At 74.2% G+C, this 23,574-nt stretch carries 21 protein-coding genes; 12 read left to right on the top strand and 9 right to left on the bottom strand.

The genetic code is table 11. The features are described 5' to 3' along the window. Positions 1 to 47: 47 nt before the first annotated feature. Entirely contained in the window at positions 48 to 1,016 is a 969-nt protein-coding gene (locus tag ACFVHI_RS31700; protein WP_380345151.1) for a 2-hydroxyacid dehydrogenase, read from the top strand. A 22-nt stretch (positions 1,017 to 1,038) separates the two neighbouring features. Here the strand turns inward: ACFVHI_RS31700 and ACFVHI_RS31695 are convergent, their stop codons facing one another. From ACFVHI_RS31695 to ACFVHI_RS31685, 3 genes are all read right to left on the bottom strand, one after another. Continuing rightward, positions 1,039 to 1,893 carry an alpha/beta fold hydrolase gene (locus ACFVHI_RS31695; RefSeq protein ID WP_063348176.1) on the bottom strand — a complete coding sequence of 285 codons (855 nt, stop codon included), beginning with the start codon at positions 1,891 to 1,893 and terminating at the stop codon, positions 1,039 to 1,041. Positions 1,894 to 1,916: 23 nt separating this feature from the next. Next, the gene (locus tag ACFVHI_RS31690; protein ID WP_380345149.1) at positions 1,917 to 2,825 is read right to left on the bottom strand and encodes a DUF4231 domain-containing protein; all 909 of its coding nucleotides are present in this window, start codon (positions 2,823 to 2,825) and stop codon (positions 1,917 to 1,919) included. A gap of 220 nt (positions 2,826 to 3,045) precedes the next feature. Then, positions 3,046 to 3,810, bottom strand: a complete 765-nt coding sequence (locus tag ACFVHI_RS31685) for a sugar isomerase domain-containing protein (RefSeq protein WP_063348174.1) — start codon at positions 3,808 to 3,810, stop codon at positions 3,046 to 3,048. 222 nt (positions 3,811 to 4,032) lie between these two features. Here ACFVHI_RS31685 and ACFVHI_RS31680 point away from each other — a divergent pair, with 222 nt between their 5' ends. Further along, complete coding sequence (locus ACFVHI_RS31680; RefSeq protein ID WP_063348173.1) at positions 4,033 to 4,725, top strand: metal-dependent transcriptional regulator; 693 nt, start codon at positions 4,033 to 4,035, stop codon at positions 4,723 to 4,725. 476 nt (positions 4,726 to 5,201) lie between these two features. On the opposite strand, the gene ACFVHI_RS31675 is transcribed toward ACFVHI_RS31680, so the two are convergent. Further along, on the bottom strand, positions 5,202 to 5,906 hold the full coding sequence (locus ACFVHI_RS31675; RefSeq protein WP_244293629.1) for a bifunctional DNA primase/polymerase: 705 nt from the start codon (positions 5,904 to 5,906) through the stop codon (positions 5,202 to 5,204). Between the two features lie 315 nt (positions 5,907 to 6,221). Here ACFVHI_RS31675 and ACFVHI_RS31670 point away from each other — a divergent pair, with 315 nt between their 5' ends. Both ACFVHI_RS31670 and ACFVHI_RS31665 read left to right on the top strand, forming a co-directional pair. Then, entirely contained in the window at positions 6,222 to 7,598 is a 1,377-nt protein-coding gene (locus ACFVHI_RS31670) for a hypothetical protein (RefSeq protein WP_063348171.1), read from the top strand. A gap of 209 nt (positions 7,599 to 7,807) precedes the next feature. Then, the gene (locus tag ACFVHI_RS31665) at positions 7,808 to 9,031 is read left to right on the top strand and encodes a hypothetical protein (protein WP_380345146.1); all 1,224 of its coding nucleotides are present in this window, start codon (positions 7,808 to 7,810) and stop codon (positions 9,029 to 9,031) included. Positions 9,032 to 9,121: 90 nt separating this feature from the next. Here ACFVHI_RS31665 and ACFVHI_RS31660 read toward each other — a convergent pair whose 3' ends face one another. Further along, positions 9,122 to 10,420: an ABC transporter substrate-binding protein gene (locus tag ACFVHI_RS31660; protein ID WP_063348169.1), complete on the bottom strand. Its 1,299-nt coding sequence runs from the start codon at positions 10,418 to 10,420 to the stop codon at positions 9,122 to 9,124. 174 nt (positions 10,421 to 10,594) lie between these two features. On the opposite strand from ACFVHI_RS31660, the gene ACFVHI_RS31655 reads away from it, so the two are divergent. Both ACFVHI_RS31655 and purU read left to right on the top strand, forming a co-directional pair. After that, entirely contained in the window at positions 10,595 to 11,110 is a 516-nt protein-coding gene (locus ACFVHI_RS31655) for a hypothetical protein (protein WP_079135686.1), read from the top strand. Between the two features lie 199 nt (positions 11,111 to 11,309). Then, positions 11,310 to 12,176: a formyltetrahydrofolate deformylase gene (gene purU / locus ACFVHI_RS31650; protein WP_371517487.1), complete on the top strand. Its 867-nt coding sequence runs from the start codon at positions 11,310 to 11,312 to the stop codon at positions 12,174 to 12,176. Between the two features lie 46 nt (positions 12,177 to 12,222). Here the strand turns inward: purU and ACFVHI_RS31645 are convergent, their stop codons facing one another. Both ACFVHI_RS31645 and ACFVHI_RS31640 read right to left on the bottom strand, forming a co-directional pair. Next, complete coding sequence (locus ACFVHI_RS31645; RefSeq protein WP_380345143.1) at positions 12,223 to 13,458, bottom strand: zf-HC2 domain-containing protein; 1,236 nt, start codon at positions 13,456 to 13,458, stop codon at positions 12,223 to 12,225. After that, positions 13,455 to 14,126, bottom strand: coding sequence for a sigma-70 family RNA polymerase sigma factor (locus tag ACFVHI_RS31640; protein WP_380345141.1), 672 nt, complete (start codon positions 14,124 to 14,126; stop codon positions 13,455 to 13,457). The genes ACFVHI_RS31645 and ACFVHI_RS31640 overlap by 4 nt, the downstream gene beginning before the upstream one ends. Before the next feature lie 631 nt (positions 14,127 to 14,757). Here ACFVHI_RS31640 and ACFVHI_RS31635 point away from each other — a divergent pair. Further along, entirely contained in the window at positions 14,758 to 15,231 is a 474-nt protein-coding gene (locus ACFVHI_RS31635; protein WP_063348164.1) for an ATP-binding protein, read from the top strand. Between the two features lie 450 nt (positions 15,232 to 15,681). On the opposite strand, the gene ACFVHI_RS31630 is transcribed toward ACFVHI_RS31635, so the two are convergent. Further along, positions 15,682 to 16,653, bottom strand: coding sequence for a GlxA family transcriptional regulator (locus ACFVHI_RS31630; protein WP_380345139.1), 972 nt, complete (start codon positions 16,651 to 16,653; stop codon positions 15,682 to 15,684). Between the two features lie 197 nt (positions 16,654 to 16,850). Between ACFVHI_RS31630 and ACFVHI_RS31625 the strand changes: the two genes are divergently transcribed. The 4 genes from ACFVHI_RS31625 (at position 16,851) to ACFVHI_RS31610 (ending at position 20,466) form a co-directional block, all read left to right on the top strand. Then, positions 16,851 to 18,182, top strand: coding sequence for an MFS transporter (locus tag ACFVHI_RS31625; RefSeq protein WP_380345137.1), 1,332 nt, complete (start codon positions 16,851 to 16,853; stop codon positions 18,180 to 18,182). A 45-nt stretch (positions 18,183 to 18,227) separates the two neighbouring features. Beyond that, entirely contained in the window at positions 18,228 to 18,755 is a 528-nt protein-coding gene (locus ACFVHI_RS31620; protein ID WP_063348161.1) for a GNAT family N-acetyltransferase, read from the top strand. Between the two features lie 137 nt (positions 18,756 to 18,892). Then, positions 18,893 to 19,237 (top strand): DUF4229 domain-containing protein, encoded by a 345-nt coding sequence (locus tag ACFVHI_RS31615; protein ID WP_063348160.1) that lies wholly within the window; start codon positions 18,893 to 18,895, stop codon positions 19,235 to 19,237. A 29-nt stretch (positions 19,238 to 19,266) separates the two neighbouring features. Continuing rightward, complete coding sequence (locus tag ACFVHI_RS31610; RefSeq protein ID WP_380345134.1) at positions 19,267 to 20,466, top strand: substrate-binding domain-containing protein; 1,200 nt, start codon at positions 19,267 to 19,269, stop codon at positions 20,464 to 20,466. 73 nt (positions 20,467 to 20,539) lie between these two features. Here ACFVHI_RS31610 and ACFVHI_RS31605 read toward each other — a convergent pair whose 3' ends face one another. Continuing rightward, a complete protein-coding gene (locus ACFVHI_RS31605) occupies positions 20,540 to 21,757 on the bottom strand; it encodes an MFS transporter (protein WP_063348159.1) in 1,218 nt (405 codons plus the stop codon). Between the two features lie 423 nt (positions 21,758 to 22,180). Between ACFVHI_RS31605 and ACFVHI_RS31600 the strand changes: the two genes are divergently transcribed. Then, positions 22,181 to 23,527, top strand: a complete 1,347-nt coding sequence (locus tag ACFVHI_RS31600) for a dicarboxylate/amino acid:cation symporter (protein WP_063348158.1) — start codon at positions 22,181 to 22,183, stop codon at positions 23,525 to 23,527. The last annotated feature ends 47 nt before the right edge of the window (positions 23,528 to 23,574 follow it).

Below are 23,574 nucleotides of genomic sequence, written 5' to 3'. Positions count from 1 at the left end.
GTGAGAGCACGGCCTCCGGCCGGGGGCGGCGGGTACGCTGCGGGACCATGAGCAAGCAGACGCCGCCCCCGGTCCTGGTCACCCGGCGCCTCGCGCCCGGGGTGATCGAACGGCTCACCGCGCGCCACGCCGTCACCTGCCACGACTCCGACCAGGCGATGGCCCGGGCCGACCTGCTGGCCGCCGTCCGCGGCCGCCGCGCCGTGCTCACCACCCTGGACGACCGGGTCGACGGCGAGTTCCTGGACGCGGCCGGCCCGTCCCTGGAGATCGTCGCCAACCACGCCGTGGGGCACCACAACATCGACCTGGCCGCCTGCGCCGACCGCGGCGTGCTGGTCTCCAACACCCCCGGCGTGCTCACCACCGCCACCGCCGACATGGCCTGGGCGCTGCTGCTGGCCGCCACCCGCCGCCTCGGCGAGGGCGAGCGCCTGCTGCGCTCCGGCAGCCCCTGGACCTGGGCGCCGAACTTCCTGCTCGGCATGGAGCTGGCCGGCACCCCGCTGGGCGTGCTCGGCATGGGCCGGATCGGGCAGGCGGTGGCCCGCCGGGCCCGCGCCTTCGACATGCCGGTCAGCTACCACAACCGCCGCGAGCTGCCACCCGAGCAGGCCGACGGCGCCACCTGGCGGCCGCTGGAGGACCTGCTCGCCCACTCCACGGTGCTGGTCGTCACCGCCCCGCTCAGCGCCGCCACCCGGCACCTGCTGGACGCCCGCCGCCTCGACCTGCTGCCGCGCGGGGCGGTGGTGGTCAGCATGACCGCCGGAGTGGTGGACGAGGAGGCGCTGGCCGCCGCGCTGGAGTCCGGCGCGCTGTTCGCCGCCGCCGTGGACAACTTCGAGCACGAGCCGGCCGTCCCGCCCGCGCTGCTCGCCCAGGAACGCGCCGTCCTGGCCCCGCACCTGGGCAGTGCCACCGTCGCCACCCGGCAGGCGATGGGCGGCCTGGCGGTGGACAACGTCCTGGCCGTGCTGGGCGGGGGAGCGCCGGTCACCCCGGTGACAGCCTGAGGCCTCATGACAGCCTGAGGCCTCAGCCCGCCGCCCAGGCCAGGGCGGTGGTCAGCACCCGGAACGCGCCGAAGTGCGCTGCGCCGGGCTCCAGGAAGAGCTCGGCGCCGGGGATGTGGTCGCCCAGCCAGCGGGAGTGCTCGACAGGGGAGAACTGGTCGTCGGTGCCGTGCCACAGCCAGCTCGGCACCGCGATGTCCTCGACCTTGAACCCCCAGTCGGCGGTGAACGCCAGCACGTCGTCGATCCAGCCGTCCGCGCCGTGCCGGAACGCCTCCCGGTAGTTGCTCTGCAGCATCCGCCGCAGCCCGTTGTCGGCCACCACCTCCCGGTCGGCGGGCGACAGTTCGGGCCGCAGCCCGTTCAGCAGCCGGACCGGGTCGTCCTTGATCTGCCGGGAGCGGAACTCCATCGCGTCGGCGATCCGGCCGTGTCCGCGCTCCGCCTCCTGGTAGGCGTGCACGTTCGACGGGGTCATCCCGGCGTACCAGTCCAGGCCGGCCGCGTTGCGCGGCGCCAGGCCGACCAGCACCGCCACCCGGCTGACCCGCTGCGGCAGCAGCGCCGCGCAGGCCAGCGCGTGCGGGCCGCCGCCGGAGCGGCCGAGCACCGCGAAGCCGTCCAGCTTGAGGTCGTCCGCGATGGCCCGCACGTCGGCCGCCGCCGCGCTCACCCGGCGGCCGAACTGCCGGGTCGAGTCGCCGTAGCCCGGCCGGTCGTAGGAGATCAGCCGCACCCCCAGCCGGTACAGCACGGTGCTGCGCGGGTGCGGGCCCACCCGGCTGCCGGGCATGCCATGCAGCAGGAACACCGGGCGGCCGCGCGGGTCGCCCAGGGATTCGACGGCGAGGGCGCGACCGTCCGGGGCCTTGACCATCCGTAACGACACCTGCGGCCTCCTCAGTGGTCCCGGTCGGTGGTGGTGCGGATCTCCCGGCGGGCCTGCCAGGTGGTGTGCTCGCGGGAGACCGCGTCCTCGGCGTCCCGGGCCAGCCGGGCCCAGAGCTCCTCGGCATCCGCCGACTCCACGTCCAGCCGGGCCAGTTGGCACCGGATGAGCTCCAGCTCGTCGGCGGCCAGCCCGTACGCGGCGGCCAGCGGGCGGTACTGGCGCAGCTGCGCCCACGCGGTGATCGAGGCGGCCACCGCCGAGACGGTGCCCAGCGCGTCGTAGGTGAACGCGCCGAGCGCCCGCAGCACCGCGAGCACCAGCCCGAGCGCCGGGAGCACCACGCCCAGCACCCCCGCCAGCGCCCCGGCCCGGGCGCAGTACCGGGACTTGGCGCGGTACCAGTCGTGCTGCACCTGGATCCGCTCCCGCAGGTACACCTCGCGCCGCACCGCGAGCGGCTGCTCGCGCAGGTCGCGCATCGCCGCCGTGATCCCGGCGAGCTCCGCCCCGGCGCCCGGTGCGACCACCCGGCCGTCCCGGAAGGCGCCCAGCACCCCGCCGAGCTGGACGCGGTACAGGCCCTCCGCGTCCGGCAGGGTGTGCGGCGGCGGCTGGTAGGCGTCCGCCCGGACGGCGAACTTCCAGGCCAGCGTCTTGACCGACTCGGCGGCGGCCCGGCCCTCGTACCAGAGCCCCTGCGGGTTCTGCCGGCTGATCACCACCGCGAGGACGATCGCGCCGAGGTAGGCGGCGGCCGCCGGCCAGGCCCACGGCTCGCCGTCGGCCGAGCCGGTCGCGGCGGCGACCACCAGCAGGAGCAGCTCCCAGGCGGAGAGCAGCACCGAACGCCGCTGGCCGCGCAGCGAGGCCGCGTCGGCGGCCCAGAAGAACCCGGGCAGCAGCTCCCGCTCGCGCATCCACCCCGTCCGTCCCGCCCCAGACGCCATGTTCGGCCCCCACCCGTCGCTCCGGTCGCACCGCTCTCCTGCCCCGGGCGGCTTCCCGGTACGCCTGGCCCACCCCCGGGCCGCCCGCAATGGCCGGGATGCCCCGGTGGATTGTCCGGCCCGGGTACGTTCGGTGGGCGGGCGGACACCCTGCGTGTCTCGGCGTGCCCGTGGGCGCGATCGGTGGGCGTCAGTAGGTGTAGAGGATCCGGTCGGCGTTGTCGGCCATCTGCTTGGCGTTCCACTCGGTGCCGCCGGGGACGTTGCCGGAGCGGAACAGCGGCGGGGCCGCGGTGGTGCCGTCGGCCGCCGCGTCGGCCAGCCGGCCGACCGCCGAGGCGACCACGGCCTGCATGAGCGCGCTGGTCACGATGGTGGAGACCGGGCCGAAGGTGGTCTCGGCGGCCGGGTGGGTCAGCTCGCCGTCCCCGACCGCGATCTTGCTGTCCAGCACCACGTCGCAGTTGTCCTTCAGGTACGTGCCGGACGGGTGCGCCGGGGGCACCTCGCCCGGGTACGCCAGCGACGTCACGCCGATCACCTTCAGACCGCGGTCCCGGGCGTACCGGGCCAGCTCGACCGGCATCACCTGGCGGCCGGACAGCGAGATCACGAACAGCAGGTCGCCGGAGGCGGCCGGGGTCAGGTCCAGGGTGGTGGTGGCCAGGCCGGACACCCGCTCCAGCGCGCTGGACAGCGGCGCGGGCATCACCGTCACCCCCGCCATCCCGGGGACGTTCAGCAGGTTCATCGGGACCAGCCCGCCGGCCCGGTAGACCACGTCCTGGGCCGGCAGCGCGGAGTGCCCGGCACCGAAGGTGAACACCCGGCGGCCCTCGGCGATCGCCTCGGCGAGCAGCGCCGCGGCGGCCTCGATGGCGTCGGCCTCCTCCTCCCGGACCCGCTGGAGATGGGCGATCGCGGCGTCGAAGTACCGGCCGACCAGGTCGTTCATCTGTTGCCTTCGCTCTCTGCCGGTGGGGGCGCCGGCCGGGTGGGGCGGGCCGGGAGGGTCCGGGCCGCCAGTGGAGAAAGCTACGGCGAGCACCGTGGCGCCCCGGCGGCACCGCTGTCAACAGGAACGAAAACCGGGACCCGGGGCCCTTGCGCGGGCCCGGTTGTCGGTGCAGTACGTCAGAATTGGCGGTGAGGACACCGAGGAACGGAGCCAGCGGCGATGTCTGGGCTGATCGACACCACTGAGATGTACCTTCGCACCATCCTGGAGCTGGAGGAGGAAGGCATCGTCCCGATGCGCGCCCGGATCGCCGAGCGACTGGAGCAGAGCGGCCCGACGGTCAGCCAGACGGTCGGCCGGATGGAGCGCGACGGGTTGTTGCAGGTCGCGGGGGACCGCCACCTCGAACTGACCGATGACGGGCGCCGGCTCGCCGTACGCGTCATGCGCAAGCACCGCATCGCCGAGTGCCTGCTCGTCGACGTGATCGGCCTGGAGTGGGAGCAGGTCCACGAGGAGGCCTGCCGCTGGGAGCACGTGATGAGCGAGACGGTCGAGCGCAAGGTGCTCGCCATGCTCGGCCACCCGACCCAGTCCCCGTACGGCAACCCGATCCCGGGCCTGGACGAGCTGGGCGACGCCAAGGCCGAGGGCGAGGGCTTCGACGCCGCGCTCGTCCCGCTGGACACCGTCAAGCCGGGCGACGGCGGCGCCAGCGTGGTGGTCCGCCGGATCGGCGAGCCGATCCAGACCGACGGCGAGTTGATGCGCACGCTGCGCCGGGCCGGGATCCGGCCGGGCTCCACCGTGCGGGTCAGCGCCGGCGTCGCTGGCGTGCTGGTCGGCACCGGGGAGAACGCGGCGGAGCTGGGCAAGGACATCGCCCAGCACGTCTTCGTCGCCCAGGCCTGAGGAACGCGCCCCCCGGGCCCGGAACGCTTCCGGGCCCGGGGAGCGCGCCTCCCGGAACGACGAGAAGGGCCCGCTGCTCCCCGTGCAGCGGGCCCTTTCGCCTCCCCGTTCCCTCCCTGTCCCCTCCGTCCCTCCCGTCCCCTCCATCCCCTCCGTTCCCTCCCGGCCCCTCCACCGCCGCGCCCGGCTTCCCCGTCCGAGCGCTCCCTCCGGCGTCCCCTCGCACCGCAATTCCTCCCCTCGGCCGATCATGGCAATCCTTGAGCGTTGTCACTCGTCCGGGGGGCTTTCGTCCATGATCAGCGGGTACACGGAGGCCTTATCCGCACATGCGTGTGACGGGCCCCGTCTCCGGTGGGAGACAAGGCCCGTCAGCCGTGCGCGGGGTGTCGCGCGCTGCGCGCCCTCACCCGATAGGCGGAGGGCGGCCGTTCACGGGGCGGTGAACCGGGGTGGTGAACCGTTGCTGCGCCCGTTCAGCGCACCGCTGCCGCCGGCTGGGCGGGCTGGGGGTGGGCGGCCGCGGGCGCCTCGCGCCCGCAGGCGTAGGCGAGCGGGCTGATCAGCTCGGCGGCGTCGGGCAGCCAGCGGTTGAGCGCCGAGGGGGAGCGGGCCCACTGGGCGTAGCCGGTGCCGCCGATCCGGGACGGCGGGGCGACCGTCCAGTCCCCTTCGCCGCGGGCCACCAGGTCCAGCCGGCCGGGCGGCCAGCCGAGCTTGCGGAGCATCTCCGGCAGCTTGGCCGCGACCCCGGGCAGCACCAGGAAGTGCAGCCGCCGGCCGATCCGGCCGGGCGAGGCGGGCAGCACCGCGACCGGGCCCAGCTGGAGGTCCATCCGCTCCATCCGCGCCAGCGCCAGGCATCCGGCCGTCTCCGGGACGTCCAGGACGTCGAAGGACCGGCCGGTGGGCAGCAGGATCGAGGCCTGCGGCCGCTCGGTCCACCAGCGCCGTACCGCCCCCGGCCCGGCGCTCGCCTTGCGGGCCCAGTCCGCGTCGAGCGGGTGGGCCCCCGGCAGCAGGCAGCGCCGGTCGCCGCAGGAGCAGCGGGCGGGCCCGTCGCCGTCGATCAGCCAGGCGCCGGGAGCGACCTCCCAGTGGCGGTTCTCGGCGTAGCCGACGGCTTCGATGAGCAGCGGGGGCAGTGCGGCGTTCTTGCCCTGGTCGGGGGAGTCGGGGATGTCTTCCACGCGAAGCTCAACTACCGTGTGTGAGGCTGGTTACGGCCCGGCGCAAGCCGGTTGGGCGCATACCGGCAATGTCACTCGAACCGGTTACTCGACCGAGTTGAGGCGGGCGGGGGCAGGCGCAGTGGGGGCGCACAGGAGCATTTCCCAGGGCGCGTGGGGGGTGCGGATCGTCACCGTGGGTATCCCGCTGGCGTTGCTGATCGCTAACCTGGTGTCAGATTCCTTGGACGGTCGGACAGTCGGCAACAGATCAGCAGAATCGTCGCCCGCCGGCCGGGACCGGAGGGTGTGGGGAGGCGAAACCCAATGGCCGCAAGACCACTCGTCGCACGACAGCCCAACGAGCGTCTGCAGCAACTGATCCAGGAGGCCAGCTGCTCCAACGCCGGCCTGGCCCGGAGGGTCAACCTCTGCGGCGCCGAGCACGGTCTGGACCTGCGGTACGACAAGACCTCCGTCGCCCGCTGGCTGCGCGGGCAGCAGCCGCGCGGGCAGGCGCCGGCCGTGATCGCCGAGGCCCTCGGCCGCAAGCTCGGCCGCAGCGTGTCGGTCGAGGAGATCGGCATGGCCGACGGCAAGAACCTCAGCTCCGGCATCGGGCTCCAGTTCGCGCCGACCCTGAACGCCGCCCTGGAGCAGGTCTGCGAGCTCTGGCGCAGCGACGTCGGCCGGCGGGACTTCCTGACCGGGGCCACGGTCGCCGCCTCCGCGCTGGTGGAACCCAGCCGGGACTGGCTGATCACCCCGCCCGACCCGGTGGTGGCCCGCACCGGCGGCCCCCGGGTCGGCCCGACCGACGTGGCCGCGATCAAGGCCACCACCGCGATGCTGGTCGACCTGGACCACCGCTTCGGCAGCGGTCACGTGCGCCCGGTGGTCGTGCACTACCTCAACTCGGTGGTCTCCAGCCTGCTCGGCGGGGCGTACCGGGACGAGACCGGGCGCCAACTCTTCGCCGCGGTGGCCCGGTTGACCGAACTGGCCGGATACATGGCGGTGGACACCGGCCAGCCCGGCCTGGCCCAGCGCTACTACATCCAGGCGCTCCGGCTCGCCCAGGCGGCCGACGACCGCGGCTACGGCGGCTACGTGCTGGCGGCGTCGATGAGCCACCTGGCGGCGACGCTCGGCAACCCGCGGGAGATCGCCCAGCTCGCCCGCGCCGCGCAGGAGGGCGCCCGGACGGTCGCCACCCCGACGGCGATGGCGATGTTCTACGCCGCCGAGGCCCGCGGCCACGCCCTGCTGGGGGATGCCCGCTCCTGCGAGGCGGTGTCGGCCAAGGCGCTGGAGATGATGGAGAAGCGCCGCCCGGAGGACGACCCGGACTGGATCGCTCACTTCGACGACGCCTATCTGTCGGACGAACTGGCCCACTGTCACCGGGACTTGGAGCAGGCTGGCCAGGCCGAGCACTACGCCCGCCGGGCGCTCGACCTGCACCCGCCGACCCGGGTCCGCCGCCGCGCGGTGGACCTCGTCCTGCTCGCCACCGCCCAGTTGCAGCAGCGGGACCTCGAACGCGCCTGTGAGACGGGCGCGCAGGCGGTCCGGCTGCTGAGCGGGCTGCGGTCCAACCGGGGCGTGGAGTACCTGGACGAGTTCCGGCGCCGGCTGGAGCCGTACCGGGAGCAGCGGGTGGTCCGCGAGTTCCACGCCAGGGCGGATGCGGAGGCCGCCTAGTGTCGCGCCCGGGGCACCAGGGCGGGTCCAAGGCCCCGGGCCCCGGCGGGGCGGGGTGAGGGGAGCGTGAGGGATGTCCCGCCCGCGTGGCCACCCGGTTCGGCGAACCGGTAGCGTGGGCGCGACGTCCAAGGAACTGTGATGCCCCCAAGAACCGACGAGATGTGGTCCGCCGTCAGCGCGCGGTCGTGCACAGGTGAGGAATCGCGTTGAGCCAGCGCCGCTCGTACCCCAACTCGGGTGACTTCAACCTGGACGACCTGTTCCGCCCCGAGCCCGGCCAGACCCAGGGCGGCGTGCCGGGCCAGCCGCAGGGTCATCCCCAGGGCCACCCGCAGGGGCAGACGGGCGTGCCGCCGGTGGGGCAGCCGTCCGGGCAGCCGGAGTACCTCGGCGAGGGCGGGCACGCGCGGCCGACCCAGGCCATGCCGGCCCAGCCCGCCCCGTGGGCCGGTGCTCCGCAGCCCGGTTACGGCGTCCCGCAGCACGAGCCGGCGCCGGAGACGCAGCACCTCCCGCCCTACCCGGGCGCGGACCCGCACGCGGGCGGCTACCCCACGGGCCAGTCCCAGGCCGGCTACCCGCAGCAGCCCGGCCCGGGCGGCTACCAGGGCTACGCGCAGGCCGGGCAGCCGCAGCCGGCGCCGGCTTACCCCGGTCAGGACTACGGGCAGAACTACGGCCAGGGCTACGCCCAGGACCACGGGCAGGGGCAGGGCTACGGACAGGACCACGGGCAGGGCTTCGACGCCACCCAGGCGGGCGCGCAGGCCCCGGCCGCCCGTGGCGGCCGCCCGTCCAACAAGCTGATCATCGGCGGGGTGGTGGCCGGTTTCGCGGCGGCCGGCATCCTGGTCGCCGTCCTGGTGAACGGGGACGAAACCACCCCCGCCGCCGACGCCAAGAAGACCCTGCCGGTGGCCGCCACCGGCAGCGCCACCCCCGGCACGGCGAGCGCGAGCAGCTCGGGCACCACCGTCGACCCGGCGGTCAAGGCCCAGGCGCAGCCGCTGTCGGACCTGCTCGGCACCGCGAGCGACAGCCGCTCGGCGGTGGTCGGCGCGGTCGCCTCGGTGCAGAAGTGCGACAAGCTGCCCGAGTCGCAGCAAGCGCTCACCGGCGCGGCCGGCAAGCGGCGCGAACTCCAGACCAAGCTCGGCCAGCTGAAGGCGGACAAGCTGCCCGGCGGCCAGCAGCTGGTCGAGCAGCTCAACGCGGCGTGGACCGCCTCCGCGCAGGCCGACGACGAGTACGCGGCCTGGGCCGGGGACTCGCAGGGCGCCTGCGACCCCAAGAAGCTGGACAACCAGCACTACAAGAACGCCGTCCAGGCCAGCGGCGCGGCGACCACCGCGAAGAAGCAGGCCTCGACCCTGTGGAACGCGATCGCCACCCAGACCGGCCTGCCCAGCCGCAGCGACGGCGACCTGTAGGACGACGGGGGAACGGGCCCGCCGGCCCGCCCCTTCGTCGTCCGTCCTTCGTCATTGCTCCTGCGTCGTCCGTTCTGCGTCGCCCGGGCGTCACGCCGGTGGGCGGCCCCCGGTGAGCACCCAGCGGATGTCCACGAAGCCCGGCTGCTGCAGGGTCATCCGGCCACCCTTGACCACCTGGTAGGTGACCCAGGTGTTCACCAGCCGCGGTGACTCGGTGCTGGGCAGCATGTTGGGGGTGCCCCAGTTCAGCGGCGGGGTGAGCCCGACGTCGATGCCCTCGCCGCTGTCCAGCAGCCCGGTGACGGTCTTCTCGGTGACCTGCCGGCCGGACGCCGCGACCTTCTCGGCGACCAGCCGGAACACCTCGTACGCGACCCAGGTGGTCTGCACGCCGGGATCGGAGACGTCGATGGTGTGGCCGCCGGTGGCGTCGGCGCGCACCACCGCGCGCAGCCCGTCCCAGACCTTCGCCGACTCCGGCGGGTACCAGCTGGTGACGTAGGTGCCGGCCAGCGGGCCGGAGTCGCCGCCGGTGGAGTCGACCACCGACTGCTGCACGCTGCCGATCACCGAGGCGAACCGGGTGTTCCTCGGGTTCAGCCGGCGGTAGGAGTCCAGCAGGTTGCCGGTCGGCTCGGCGGCGAGGGCGCTGGTGACGCAGTTCGCCGGTTCGTCCTTGCCGATCGCCTTGCGGGCCACCGCCGTGTAGTCGGTGGACTGCTCGGGCGCCTTGACGTCGAGCAGCTTGATGCCGGCCGGCTTGAGCGCGTTGGCCAGGTAGCCGAGCAGGTTGTCGCCGGACGGGGTGTCCGGGCGGACCAGCGCGACGGCCTTGCAGCCGGCCTCGACCAGCTGACGGCCGCTGCCGCCGATCAGCGCGGGCATGCCGCCGTCCACCGGGTACGAGAGCGGGCTGCTGAACTCGGGCTGGGAGAGCCCGTAGCCGCCGATCAGGGGGATGCCGGCGCGCTCCAGGACGGGCATGAAGTCGAAGCCGTACTGGCTGTAGGAGCCGATCACGGCGACCGCCTTGGCGTCCACCGCCCGCTGGGCGCAGGCCTTGGCGCCTTCGGAGGTGTTGTGCTCGTTGCAGGTGAGCACCTGCAGCCGGCGGCCGTTCAGCCCGCCCTTGAGGTTGACGTCCCGGCCGATCGCCTCGGCGAGCGCGGTCATGCCGGGCCGGTCGGCGGAGCCGGTGCCGGACGGGGACCAGGTCATCACGGTGAGGTCGCCGCCGTTGGTGGAGGCATCGGCCGGTCCGCCGCACGCGGAGGCCGAGAAGAGGGTGGGGAGCAGGGCCGCGGCGGTGGCGGCTGCGGCGATCGGGCGGCGGCGGCGCCGCGCGAACTGGTGCCGGGGTTGGAACGGGTCCCTTCGGCTGGTCATCGGTCTTCCCTCTCTGGGGCGCCATCCGGCGCACCGGAGCAAGCCAAGCCCCGGCGCCACACGCCGAGAGGGCCGAAGTGCGAACGGTCGGATAACGGGAGCTGAAATCCGGCGGGGCACGCGTGTAGATCGGGAGTGGAGTACGAACGGACAGGGAACGTACGATCGTTCTCCATGTCCGCCAGCACAGATTCTTCGCATCGGTCTGCCCGAAACACTTCTCGTCCGGGCCACCGCTCCAGCACGATGAACGGCATGCCGCTCAACGACCTGCCCTGGTGGCGCTGGCGAGCCCGACTGCGCTCGGCGCTGCACATGTTGTCCGACCCCGGTTTCCAGCAGGAGACCTGGCTGAACGGCCGGGAGGGGTACGGCGACGTGACCGACGCCGTCTACCGGCTGGTCGAGGACACCTGGCTGGACCACTGGTCGGCCGAGAAGTACGTGGGCACGATCTTCCGCGACTCCGCCGAGGCCGCCCTGGTCGACGTCGCGGTGCTGCGCGTGGTCCAGCTGCTGCACGAGGTCGGCGCGGACGCCCACGCCTCCGCCTACTTCGGCCACCCCGGCTGGCCGGAGGCGGTCCGGGCCGCGCGCGAGGCGCACGTCGCGCTGGCGGTGAACGACGGGGACGACCCGGACGCGGCGCCCAAGTCGCTGGACGTGCTGCGCATCCTCACCCGGGTCTGAGCCTGGGTCTGAGTTCGGGTCCACGGCGGGGCCGCCGGCCGGGCGCCTGGTCGGCGGCCTAACCGGGTGCCTGGTCGGGCTTTCGGTCGGGCCGCTGAGCAGTGCCGTCCCGCAGTACGGGCAGCGGGGCGGCGACTGTCCAGGATGTGACACGCTGGACCACCCACGAACGCCACGACCTCAGGACGGGATACCCCCAGTGGACCAGCAGCCGGCCAGCGCCCAGTACGTCCTCACGCTGTCCTGCCCCGACAAGCAGGGCATCGTCCACGCCGTCTCCAGCTACCTCTTCATGACCGGCTGCAACATCATCGACAGCCAGCAGTTCGGCGACGGGGACAGCGGGCTGTTCTTCATGCGGGTGCACTTCTCCGCCGCCGAGCCGGTCACCGCCGACAAGCTGCGGGCCAGCTTCGCGGCGATCGGGGCCTCGTTCGGGATGGACTGGCAGATCCACCCGACCGAGCAGCGGATGCGGATCGTCCTCATGGTCAGCAAGTTCGGGCACTGCCTGAACGACCTGCTCTACCGCACCCGGATCGGCGCCCTGCCGGTGGAGATCGCCGCGGTGGTGTCCAACCACACCGACCTGCGCGACCTGACCGAGAGCTACGGCGTCCCGTTCCACCACATCCCGGTCACCCGGGACACCAAGGCCGACGCCGAGCAGCAGCTGCTGGACCTGGTCGCCAAGGAGGACGTCGAACTGGTCGTGCTGGCCCGCTACATGCAGGTGCTCTCGGACCAGCTGTGCACCGCGCTGTCCGGCCGGGTGATCAACATCCACCACTCCTTCCTGCCGAGCTTCAAGGGCGCCAAGCCCTACCACCAGGCGCACGCCCGGGGCGTGAAGCTGATCGGCGCCACCGCGCACTACGTCACCGCCGACCTCGACGAGGGCCCGATCATCGAGCAGGAGGTGGCCCGGGTGACCCACGACGTCACCCCGGACCAGCTGGTCGCGCTCGGCCGGGACGTCGAGTGCCAGGCGCTGGCCCGTGCGGTGAAGTGGCACAGCGAGCACCGGGTGCTGCTGAACGGCACCCGCACGGTGGTCTTCGCGTAGCGAGGTCGGGGCGCGCAGTTGGGACGGTCGGCGCGGCTGTGGCCGTTTACGGCCGCGACAGCAGTGGCAGGGCGTGCAGCACCTCGCGGATCGCGGCCCGGTCGCCGTGCTCGCCGACGGGCAGCCGGTCCGGATCGCGGTGCGCGGCGGCCAACTGGCAGAGCTCCAGGCCGTCCAGCACCATCGAGGCCACCGGCTCGCCGCCGGACGGCCCCGACTCCGGCCCGTCCAGCGGTATCAGCCACTCGCCGGCCGCCGGACCGTCGATCACCAGCCGCAGCCGCCGGCCCCGGCCGTGGCCCTGGCCCGCCATGGGCGGGAGGTCCGGCGCCCCGGCGGGCTCGGGACGGGTGGCGCGGGCGGCACGCAGATCGGCCAGTGCCCGCGGGACCATCCGGACCGCCAGGTCCACCATCTGCCGCAGGTGCTGGGGCGCCGGCGGGTCGTACGGGTAGGCGACCGCGCGGGCCACGTCCTCGCCGTGCACGTAGCACTCGAAGGCGCGGTCCACGAAGGCGTCGCGCAGCGGCAGCACGGCGAAGCCGTAGTCGACGGGGATGTTGCCCCGCGGGGCGAGCGCGGCGGTGCGCACCAGGTCGTGGGTCTGCCGCCGCCACCGCTCCCGCACCGACTGCGGCGGGAGGCCGGCCCGGTCGGCGACCAGCCGGGCGGTGCGCTCGGCGATCCCGGCGTACGGCCCGCCCTGCAGCGGGACCCGGGGCAGGAGCAGGGGCGCCGGCGGCCGCGCGGGCGGCTCCTGCGGCGGCACCCGCCGGGCGGCCGGGGCCGGCGTGGGGCCCGGGCCGGCCGGCACCGGGTCGGGCAGGCCGAGGGCGAGCGCCAGATAGCCGTCCACGGCGGCGAGATGGCACAGCACCTCGGCCGGACGCAGCCGCCCGGTGCCGCCGTGCCACGGCAGGTCGGCCACCTCCTGCCACTCCTCCGGGCCGAGGTCGCGCAGCAGCGCGTCGAGCTTGGCCGTCTCAGCGGTGTACGGCATGCCCCAGGCGGGGACGGGCAGTTCGGCCGGGCGGCGGGCCAGGCACCAGTCGAGCACCTGCTGGCGCAGCGAGTTGGGCTGGTCGAGCGGCTCGTCCAGGGCGAGCCACCCCGCCGCCTCACGCAGCCGGGCGGCCTCTTCGGCGCACTCCGGGCAGGTGCGCAGGTGCTGCTCCAGCTCGGCGGCGTCACGGTTCGGGCAGGCGCCGAGGGCCCAGGCGCCGAGCAGCGAGCGCAGGGCGTCGTGGCGCTCCTCGGTGGTGGGCTCGCTCCGCTCGCTCATGCGCCCCTGTCCCCGTCGTCCCTGTCGCCCGCGTCGTCCCGGTGGTCCCGGTCGTCGGCCCGGCCGTCCTCGCGGCCGTGCCGCTCGTCGTGGCGGGCGCGCTCCTCGGCCAGTTCGGTGGCCAGCAGTTCCAGGCCGAGCCGCATCCGCTGCTTGGCGGCCTGCTCGCTGATGCCGAGCAGCCGGGCCGTCTCCTGGTAGGTGCGGCCGTCGTAGTACGTCACCGCGATGGTCTCACGCAGGGATTGGGGCAGGGAGTCCACCACGTACTGCATGCGCGCGGCGGTGGCCACGGCGCGGATCTCCGCCTCGGCCGCGCCCTCGCCGCCGCCCGGGCCGTCAAGTCCGCTGCCCGGGCCGCCCGGTACCCGCTCGGCGGCCCGCCGCGCCCGCAGCCGGTCGACCGCACGGCGGTGGGTGAGCGCGCCGAGCCAGGAGCGCAGCGAGCCCTGGGCGGGGTCGAAGTCCTCGGGGTGCTCCCAGACGTGGGCGAATATCTCCCGGGTGAGCTGGACGGCGGCGGCCTGGTCGGCGAGTATCCGCCCGGCCAGTCCGTGCACCATCGGCGCGAGCTGGTCGTAGATCTCGCCGAGCGCGGTCTCCTCGCCGCGGGCGAGGCGGCGTTGGAGCTGCTCGTCCCAGCGCGGCGCGCGGTCGGGGGTGGCCATCGGGAACCACCCTCCTGCCCGGGTTTCGCTGGCGTACCCAACGGTATCTTGCGGCCGGTCGGCGGCGGGAGCATTCCCCGAAGAACGGAACCCGGGCCTGCGGATCGTCACCCGGGCCGTCATCCGGATCGTCACCCGGCCCGTCGCCCGGTCGTCGCTCGTACCGGTGGCCCGTGCGCGGGGCGGTCCGTGGAGGCCGCTGTTCGAAGGCCGTTGGACATATGTCGCACGGGTGGTTCGCGAGTGGCGGGCCGGGTGCGCGGGGCGTCCGGAGGTAGGTTCGCCACTGCGGGACCGGCGGGTCGGCCCGGGCCGGACGAGTGCCGGTACGAGGCTCGCGAGAGTGAACGGGACAGTATGCACTGCGCTGTCCCCCGATCGCTGGAATATGCCCGAAGCGCTTGCCGAGGTCCGTCCGCCCACTCATCCTGAGGCGTAATCGAGTCGCGGCCAGTGCGCGACGGACGAGTTGGCCCGGACGAGTTGGCCCGGACGGGACAGCTCGGGTGAGCGCCGGGCGGGAGCCCGGCCGAGGGCCCGGGTGGCACCGGGCGATGTGCGAGGGTTCGCCGGCTGGACGATCCGGCCCGATCGGGACGATGGCCGAACTGCGAGTGCGGGTGGTGGAGCGGTGCAGGTTCTTCAGGTACAGCTGGCGGTGCAGGCGGACCCGGCCGAGGTCGGCCGGGCCCGTCGGTGGGTGCGCTCGCGGCTGCTGAACCATGGGGTGGACCCGGACGCGCCGGTCGCCGAGACGGTGGTGCTGGTGGTCTCCGAGTTGGTGACCAACGCGGTGGTGCACACCGGGTGTCCGGCGGTGCTGCGGCTCTGCCTGCCGGTGGAGGAGGACCAGGCGGGCGGTGAGCCGGCCGGTCCGCTGCGGGTGGAGGTCGCCGACGCCAGCCGGACGGCCCCCGCCCCACGGCACGCCGGGGCGGACGAGAACGCCACCAACGGGCGCGGCCTGGAGCTGGTCGAGCTGCTCTGCGAGCGCTGGGGCTGGTTCCCGGACGGCTCGGGCAAGCGGGTGTGGTGCGAGATCGGCGCGGACGCCCGGCCGGCGGACCCGCTGGCGGGCGTGGACTGGGCGGCGTTGGCGCAGTAGCGGCAGCGGCAGCCCGGGGCCTGCTCGGTTCGCTGCCGTTCCCGCCGGTGATCGTCGGCGGAGATCACTGGCGGAGATCACCGGCCGAAAGTTGACGCAACCATTCCGAATTTCGGACTACCCATTGACGTGACGTATCCGACTGATCACGCTTGGGTGCGGCTCTCCGTCAGTGAGGGGACGCCGAGGGGACGCCCGAACGCCGCCGCGGTGCTGTTGTCCAGGGGGACCACGCCAGCAGGGGGGCCGTGGACCGCCGGTCGCGGGCGCTCCTTGGCGAGTGCGGAGGGTGCGGCGCGGGTTCAGGGCCCGCGCGTCGCGATTGGATGGTGGCCGGCCGCGCCGTGCTCGGGGTGCACGCGGCCGGCCGCCGTCCGATCCGCCGTCGTCCGGCGGCGCTTTCCGGCCACTCGGCCGAGAGCCGTCCAGGGCACCTGAAGCCGCCCGGGGTCACCCGGGGACGGCGCGGAAGGTTCGCCGGTAGGCGCTCGGGGCGACGTCCAGCCGGCCGCGCAGTTGCAGCCGGAGCGAGGCGGCGGTGCCGAAACCGGACTCCCGGGCGACCTGGTCGATCGTCAGGTCCGTGCGCTCCAGCAGCTGCCGGGCCCGCTCGGTGCGCTGCACGGTGAGCCACTGCCCGGGGCTGGCGCCGGTCTCCTCGTGGAAGCGCCGGGTGAAGGTCCGCAGGCTCATGCCCGCCCGGTCGGCGAGCCGGCTCAGCGCCAGCGGCTGGTCCAGGTGTTCCAGCGCCCAGGCGCGGACGGCGGCGGTGCCCTGGCCGGTGGAGTCCACCGGGCTCGGGGCCTCGACGTACTGCTTCTGGCCACCCTCGCGCCACGGCGGCACCAGGCAGTTGCGGGCCACCGCGTTGGCCACCGCGCTGCCGTGGTCGCGGCGGACCACGTGCAGGCACAGGTCCACCCCGGCGGCCACCCCGCCGGAGGTGAGGACGTCGCCGTCGTCGGTGTAGAGCACGTCCGGGTCCAGCCGCACCTTCGGGTACAGCTCGGCGAAGCGCCGGGTGTAGCGCCAGTGGGTGGTGGCCGGGCGGCCGTCCAGCAGCCCGGCGGCGGCCAGCAGGAAGGACCCGGTGCAGATCGACATCAGCCGGGTGCCGGGCCGGATCCGGCCCAGCGCGGCGGCCAGTTCGGGGGTGAAGGCGGCGTCGACGGTGGCCGTGCTCGCGTCGGCGGAGGCCGGGATCACCACCGTGTCGGCCCGCTCCAGCAGTTCGGGCCCGTGGTCGACGCTGATCCGGAAGTCCGCGCTGGTGGCGATCGGCCGGCCGTCCAGCGTGCAGGTGGCGACCTCGTAGAGCGGCCGCCCGGCCGGGTCCTTGGCGCCGCCGAAGATGCGGGCGGGGATGCCGAGTTCGAAGGCGATCACGCCGTCGAGGGCGAGTACCGCGACCAGGTGGGCCATGCCGTTCCCCTTCGGTGGTGCGGCCGCCCGGACCGGTCGGGTCGGTCGGGTCGGTCGGTTGGTTCGGTTGGTTTGGTTCGGTTCGGGCCAGTCCGGCCGGTTCGGGCCAGGGTATGCCGGGACCGTGGCCCGATTCTTGCGAAAGCTGTCATTCAGGCCACTCGTCGCGGCCGCGCCGCTTCGGGACACTCGTCCGCGTGACCGAACGCAACGCCTTCGCCCCCGCCCCCGCGCCCGCCCCCGAAGGACCCGTCCGCCCCGCCCGTCCGACCCGCTTCCGGGTGCACTACGCCTGGGTGGTGGCCGGTGTCTCGCTGCTGGTCCTGCTCGGCTCGGCCGGCTTCCGGTCCACGCCCAGCCTGATGATGGACGCCCTGCACAACGAGTTCGGCTGGTCGCTCGGGACGATATCCAGCGCCACCTCCGTCAACCTGACCCTCTACGGCCTCACCGCCCCCTTCGCCGCCGCCCTGATGGACCGTTTCGGCGTGCGCCTGGTGGTGGTCTGCGCGCTGCTGACCATCTCGGTCGGCTCCGGGCTCACCATGCTGATGCGCGAGCCCTGGCAACTGGTGCTCTGCTGGGGCGTGCTGGTGGGCCTGGGCAGCGGCTCGATGGCCGGCGCCTTCGCCACCACCATCACCGGCCGCTGGTTCCAGGCCCGCCAGGGCCTGGTCACCGGCGTGCTGACCGCCGCCGGGGCAGCGGGAAACCTGGTGTTCCTGCCGGTCGGCGCCTGGCTGGTCGAGCACCACGGCTGGCGCTCGGCGGTGATCGTGGTCTCGCTCGCGGCCAGCGCGGTCGCCGTCCCCGTCCTGCTGCTGATGCGCGAGCGGCCCGCCGACCTCGGCCTGCTCCCGTACGGGGCGACCGAGGAGCCCCCGGCGCCCGCCGCCGACGGCCGCGCCCTGACCCGCTCGCTGCGGGTGCTGCGGGACGCCGCCCGGAGCCGGGCGTTCTGGCTGCTGTCCGGCTCCTTCGCGATCTGCGGCGCCACCACCGCCGGCCTGGTCGGCACCCACTTCATCCCGGCCGCCCACGACCACGGCATGCCGGTGACCACCGCGGCCGGCCTGCTCGCCATGATCGGCGTCTTCGACGTGGTCGGCACCATCTTCAGCGGCTGGCTCACCGACCGGGTCGACTCCCGGATCCTGCTGGTCACCTACTACGGGCTGCGCGGGATCTCGCTGCTCCTGCTGCCGCAGCTGCTGGCCGGCTCGCTGCAACCGCCGATCCTGGCCTTCGTCATCTTCTACGGCCTGGACTGGGTGGCCACCGTGCCGCCGACCGTCGCGCTGTGCCGCCGGCACTTCGGCGGGGACGCCCCGATCGTCTTCGGCTGGGTGCTGGCCAGCCACCAGATCGGCGCGGCCGTCGTCGCCGGGCTGGCGGGCCTGGCCCGCGACGCGCTCGGGAACTACGACCTCACCTGGTACGGCGCCGGCGCCCTGTGCGTGGTCGCCGTCGGGCTCTGCCTGGCGCTGCGCACCAGCCGGCCGGACCGCCCCGTCCCGGCCCTCTCGTAGGGCGGGCCGGGGGCCTGTCGGACCGGACGGCTAGGCTCCGCGACCATGGCGCTCACCTTCACCCTGGACCCGAAGCTCGACCCGGACCTGCGCACCGCCGTCGTCCGACTGTGGGCCGACGTCACCAACGCCGGCGGCGCGGTCGGCTTCGTGGCGCCGGTGACGGAGGACGAGGTCTGGGACACCGCCGACCACCAGTTCGCCGGGGTCGAGCCGGACGGCCCGGACCGGCTGCTGGTCGCCCACGAGAGTGACACCGGCCGGCTGGTCGGTGTCCTCTTCTTCGAGTCGATGCGCTTCGACCTGATGGAGCACTGGCGGATGCTCAAGCGGGTCATGGTGCACCCCGACTGCCAGGGCCGCGGCTACGGTGCCCGGCTGCTCGCCGAGGCCGAGCGGATAGCGCGGGAGTGGGGCCTGGAGAGCCTGCGGCTGACCGCGCGCGGCGGCCAGGGCCTGGAGCGCTTCTACACCCGCTGCGGCTACCGGGAGGTCGGCCGGGTGCCGGCCGCGATCCGGGTCGCCCCCGGGGACGACCGCGACGACATCACCCTCTGGCTCGACCTGCGCTGAGCGGCGGGTCCGGTCGGGCGGCGGCGGGCGGGGGACGGGCGCCCCCTTCCCCTCGCCGCCCGTCAGGCATGCTTCACTGGGAGACCGGCCCCCGCCCAGACCAGTGAAAAGCCAGACCAGTGAAAAGGATGTGTCCCGTGAGCAGCACCGGCCAGGAGAAGTCGCACGCCACGCTCCGCTACACCTCCCTGCGGGTCAGCATCTTCCTCGGCTGCCTGCTGGTCGCCCTGCTGCTCGGGCACTTCAAGATCATCCCGGTCAGCGGCCAGGCCGGCGTGATCTTCCTGTTCCTGCTGGCCGCGATCGCGTCCGCGCCGCTCAGCTACGTGCTGCTGAGCCGTCAGCGCGACGACATGTCCGCCCAGATCACCACCAAGGTCTCCGGCCTGCGCAGCCGCACCGCCGAGCGGATCGCCGCGCAGAACGCCGAGGAGGACGCCGTCGACGAGGCGGCCCGGACGGCCGCCGTCCGGCAGAGCTGACCCCGGCCGGACCCGCGACCGCAGCCGCCGTGCCCGACTCCGCCGCCCCGGACGCCTCCGCTTCCGACCCCGACCCCGCTTCTGCGGCTTCCGAGCCCGGACCGGCCGACCCGCCGTCCGGGCCGTCCGCGTTGCGCGGGTCGGCCGTCGAGGGGTCGTCCGTCGAGGCGGCGCCCGTCGAGGCGGAGGCCGGGACCTGGCCGGCCCCGGTGCGTCGGCCCACCGGCCGGGACGTGGCCAGGCTCGCCGGGGTCTCCCAAGCCACCGTCTCACTGGTCTTCTCCGGTGCGGAGGCCGGCCGCCGGGTCTCCGACGCCACCCGGGAGCGGGTCCGGGAGGCCGCCCGCAGCCTCGGCTACCGCCCGCAGGCGGCCGGCCGGCAGCTGCGGCTCGGCCGTAGCGGGATGATCCTGCTGGCGGTGCCGAACATCCTCGGCCCGTTCTTCGGCCGGGTGCTGGAGGGCGTCCACGAGGAGGCCGGCCGGCACGGCCTGGCGGTCGTGGTCAGTTCCGGCTGGGGGAGCGCCACCCTCGCCGAGGCCGCCACCACCAGCCGCTTCGACGGCCTGCTGATCTGCTCCCCGGACGACAGCCAGCTCGGCGAGCTGCCCGCCGACACCCCCGTCGTCTTCCTCGACGCCGACCCGGGCACCGACCGGGCCCGGCCGACCGTCGAACTCGACGTGGCGGGCGGGATGCGCGCCGCCGTCGAGCACCTGGCCGGGCTCGGCCACCGCCGGATCGGGCGGCTGCGCTCCACCCACTCCGCGTACACGTTCCGGGTGCGGCAGGCCGCGTTCGAGCAGGTCGCCGCCGAACTCGACCTGGAGGTCGTGGAGTTGGGCGTGAGCCTGAACGAGGGCCAGCCGGCTGCGCGGAGCGTGGCGCACCGCCTGCTGGAGCGCCCGGACCGCCCGCGCGCGGTGATCTGCGACGACGACGTGGTCGCCTCCGGGGTGTACCAGGCCGCCGCCGAGCTGGGGCTGAGGGTGCCGGCCGACCTGTCGGTGGTCGGCATGGACAACGTCGCGGTGGCCGCGCTGCTGGCCCCGCCGCTGACCACCGTCGACCTGCCCGGCGAGGAGCTGGGCCGGGTCGGCGCGGCGGCGCTGGCGGGCCTGCTGCGCGGCGAGCGGGCGGCGCCCGTCCTGCCGCTGGCCACCTCGCTGGTGCTGCGCTCCTCCACCGCGCCGGCGGTCGGCGGGCCGGGGCGGGGCGCGAAGCAGTAGGTAGTAGTAGGGGAGAACGAAAGACCGCGCCCGCCGGCCAGACCCCGGTGGGCGCGGTCGTCTGTGGGGGGCCTCAGCCCACCGGCACCGGCTGCACAGGCTGCACCGACGGCGCCGGCGGCACCGGGTGGAACCAGCGGCGGGCGCCGAACAGCAGCAGGGCGCCGAGCGCGATCCCGCCCGCCGCGCACAGCGCCACCGGCCGCAGCGAGTCCTCGGCCAGGTTGCCGGACACCGCGTAGCCGAGCGAGTTGCCCGTCGCGAACAGCGTCACCAGCCAGGCGAACGCCTCGGTCACCGTCCCGGTCGGCGCCAGCTCGGCGACCAGCACGAACGCCGCCGCCAGCAGCGGCGCCAGCCCGATCCCGGAGAGGAAGGCCAGCGCGGCCATCGGGTACGGCCCGGGCAGCAGCACCAGCGGCAGGTAGGACGCGGCCATCGCGAGCGCCATGACCCAGGTGCGGGTGGCCGTGCTGCTGCGCCACTTCACCGCGCCGTAGGCGAGCGCGCCGAGCAGGCCGCCGAGCGCCGCCAGCGCCAGCAGGGTGCCCGCGCCGCCGGGCAGGGCGTCGGCGTGGTGCTCGGCGTAGGCGATGAACAGCACGTTCTGCGCGCCGACCGCCCAGCCGGCCCCGGCCAGTCCGACCAGCAGCAGCACCAGGCCGGGGGAGCGCAGCGGGCCGAGCAGCCCGGCGGAGTGTGCGCGGGCCGGGGCGCGCCAGGCCTGGGCCGGGGCGGTGGTGGCCACGATCAGCGCGCCGGCCAGCCCCAGTCCGGCGGCCATCCAGAGTGCGGCGACCGGGCTGAACAGGCCGGCGATCCCGGCGACGGCCAGCGGGCCGGCCACGTAGAGGATCTGCTGGGAGGCGGAGTCGAAGGCGTAGGCGGTGTCGAGCTGCTCCTCCTCCACCACGTCCGGCCAGAGCGAGCGCAGGCAGGGTTCGAGCGGGGGCATGGCGAGCCCGGCGATCGCGGCGCCGAGCGGGGCGGCGATCCCGGAGCCGGGGGCGAGGGCGAGCAGCGCGTACCCGCCGCCGGCGAGCACGGCGGAGGCGAGCAGGACGCGGGGCTGCCCGGTGCGGTCCACGATCCGCCCGAGCACCGGCCCGCCGACGGCGGCGGAGATCGCGTAGGCGGCGGTGGCCAGTCCGATCCGCCCGTACGGCGCGCCGGCCTCGCGCAGGGCGAGGGCGATCACCAGGGCGGTCATGCCGGCGGGCAGGCGGCCGAGCAGGGTGCCGAGGAGCAGGCGGCTGACGTGGGGGGCGCGGAGCAGGGCGAGGTAGCCCATCGGCGTCTTCTCCGGTCTGGGCAGGCGAGGGCGGGGACGCCGTCAAAGTTATACGTATAACCGCTCAGCGGTCAATCGGGCCGGTGAGGACGATCTGATGGTGCGTCAGCTTCGTTCGTGTCCGGATCTCACTCCAACCTCAAACAACTACTTTGAACATCTCAAACCTTTGCTGCTAATGTGTCGGCCATGACCACCTCAGACGCATCGCGGAAGAACGGCCAGGGCTCGCTGCCCGGCGCCGCCCGCCGGTGCGCTCTGACCGGTGCTGTGGACAGCCCGCGCCGTTGTCGCGCCACGAGCTGTATCCCGGCGGCACGCCCCTGACCGGGGGCCGGGACCTCCCCACCCGGCCCGCGCGCCGTGCCGCCTCCTCCGCCACACCCCACCGTCAGCAACGCCCTCCCCCGGAGCCGCACCGTCATGTCCACAGCGCCCGAGGCGACCCCGTCGCCGTCCGTGCTCGCGAGAATCCGCAAGACCCCGTTCTGGGTCCAGATCGTCGGCGGCCTGCTGCTCGGCGTCGGCCTGGGCTACCTGGCCCGCGCCGCCGACATCTCCTGGCTGGCCACCACCCTGGAGACCATCGGCAAGATCTTCGTCCAGCTGCTCAAGCTGGCCGTCCCGCCGCTGGTGTTCACCGCGATCGTGGTGAGCGTCGCCAACCTGCGCAACGTCACCAACGCGGCCCGCCTGGCGACCCGCACGCTGCTCTGGTTCATGATCACCTCGCTGATCGCGGTGGCCGTCGGCCTGGGCCTGGGCCTGCTGACCAACCCCGGCCAGGGCACCAACCTCAAGACCGACGGCCTCAAGGCGCTCGACTCCAAGGGCTCCTGGATCGACTTCCTGACCGGGATCTTCCCGACCAACATCGTCGACGCCTTCGCCAAGGTGAACGTCCTGCAGATCGTCTTCATGGCGGTCGTGGTCGGCGCGGCGATCATCAAGCTCGGCAGCAAGGCCGAGCCGGTCCTCAAGCTCAGCGAGTCCGTCCTGGAGCTGACCCAGACCGCCCTGTGGTGGGTCATCCGGCTCTCCCCGCTCGGCACCCTCGGCCTGATCGGCAAGTCCGTCGCCAAGTACGGCTGGGACCTGCTCAAGCCCTTCGCCACGCTGACCCTCGACATCTACGTCGGCTGCGCGCTGGTGCTGTTCGTCGTCTACTCGCTGCTGCTCAAGTTCGCCGCCGGCCTGAACCCGGTCAACTTCTTCAAGGGCGCCTGGCCCGCGATCCAGCTGGCCTTCGTCTCGCGCTCCTCGGTCGGCACCCTGCCGGTCACCCGCCGCGTCACCGAGCGCCTCGGCGTCCCCAGCGAGTACGCGTCCTTCTCCGTGCCGTTCGGCGCCACCACCAAGATGGACGGCTGCGCCTCGATCTACCCGGCGATCGCCGCGATCTTCGTCGCCCAGGTCTACAACATCGACCTCGGCATCCGGGACTACCTGCTGATCGCCTTCGTCTCGGTCGTCGGCTCGGCCGCCACCGCGGGCCTCACCGGCGCGATCATCATGCTGACGCTCACCCTCTCCACCCTGGGCCTGCCCCTGGAGGGCGTCGGCCTGCTGCTCGCCATCGACCCGATCCTCGACATGATGCGCACCGCGACCAACGTCGCGGGCCAGGTGCTGGTGCCGGTCCTGGTGGCCTCGCGGGAGAAGATCCTCGACGTCGCCGCCTACAACCGCCCCTCCGGCGACCTGTACGAGGACGCGCCGTCGGCCGTCGTCCCGGCGCAGGCGGACAAGGCGGCCCCGGTGGCCGCCTGATCCCCGCCGGCTCGGCGACAAGGGCCCGCTGCCGCACCGTTCCCCGG

Origin of the sequence: Kitasatospora sp. NPDC127121 (assembly GCF_042677305.1) — a bacterium.
Lineage (GTDB): Bacteria > Actinomycetota > Actinomycetes > Streptomycetales > Streptomycetaceae > Kitasatospora.
This window is presented reverse-complemented; position numbering and strand designations above follow the sequence as displayed.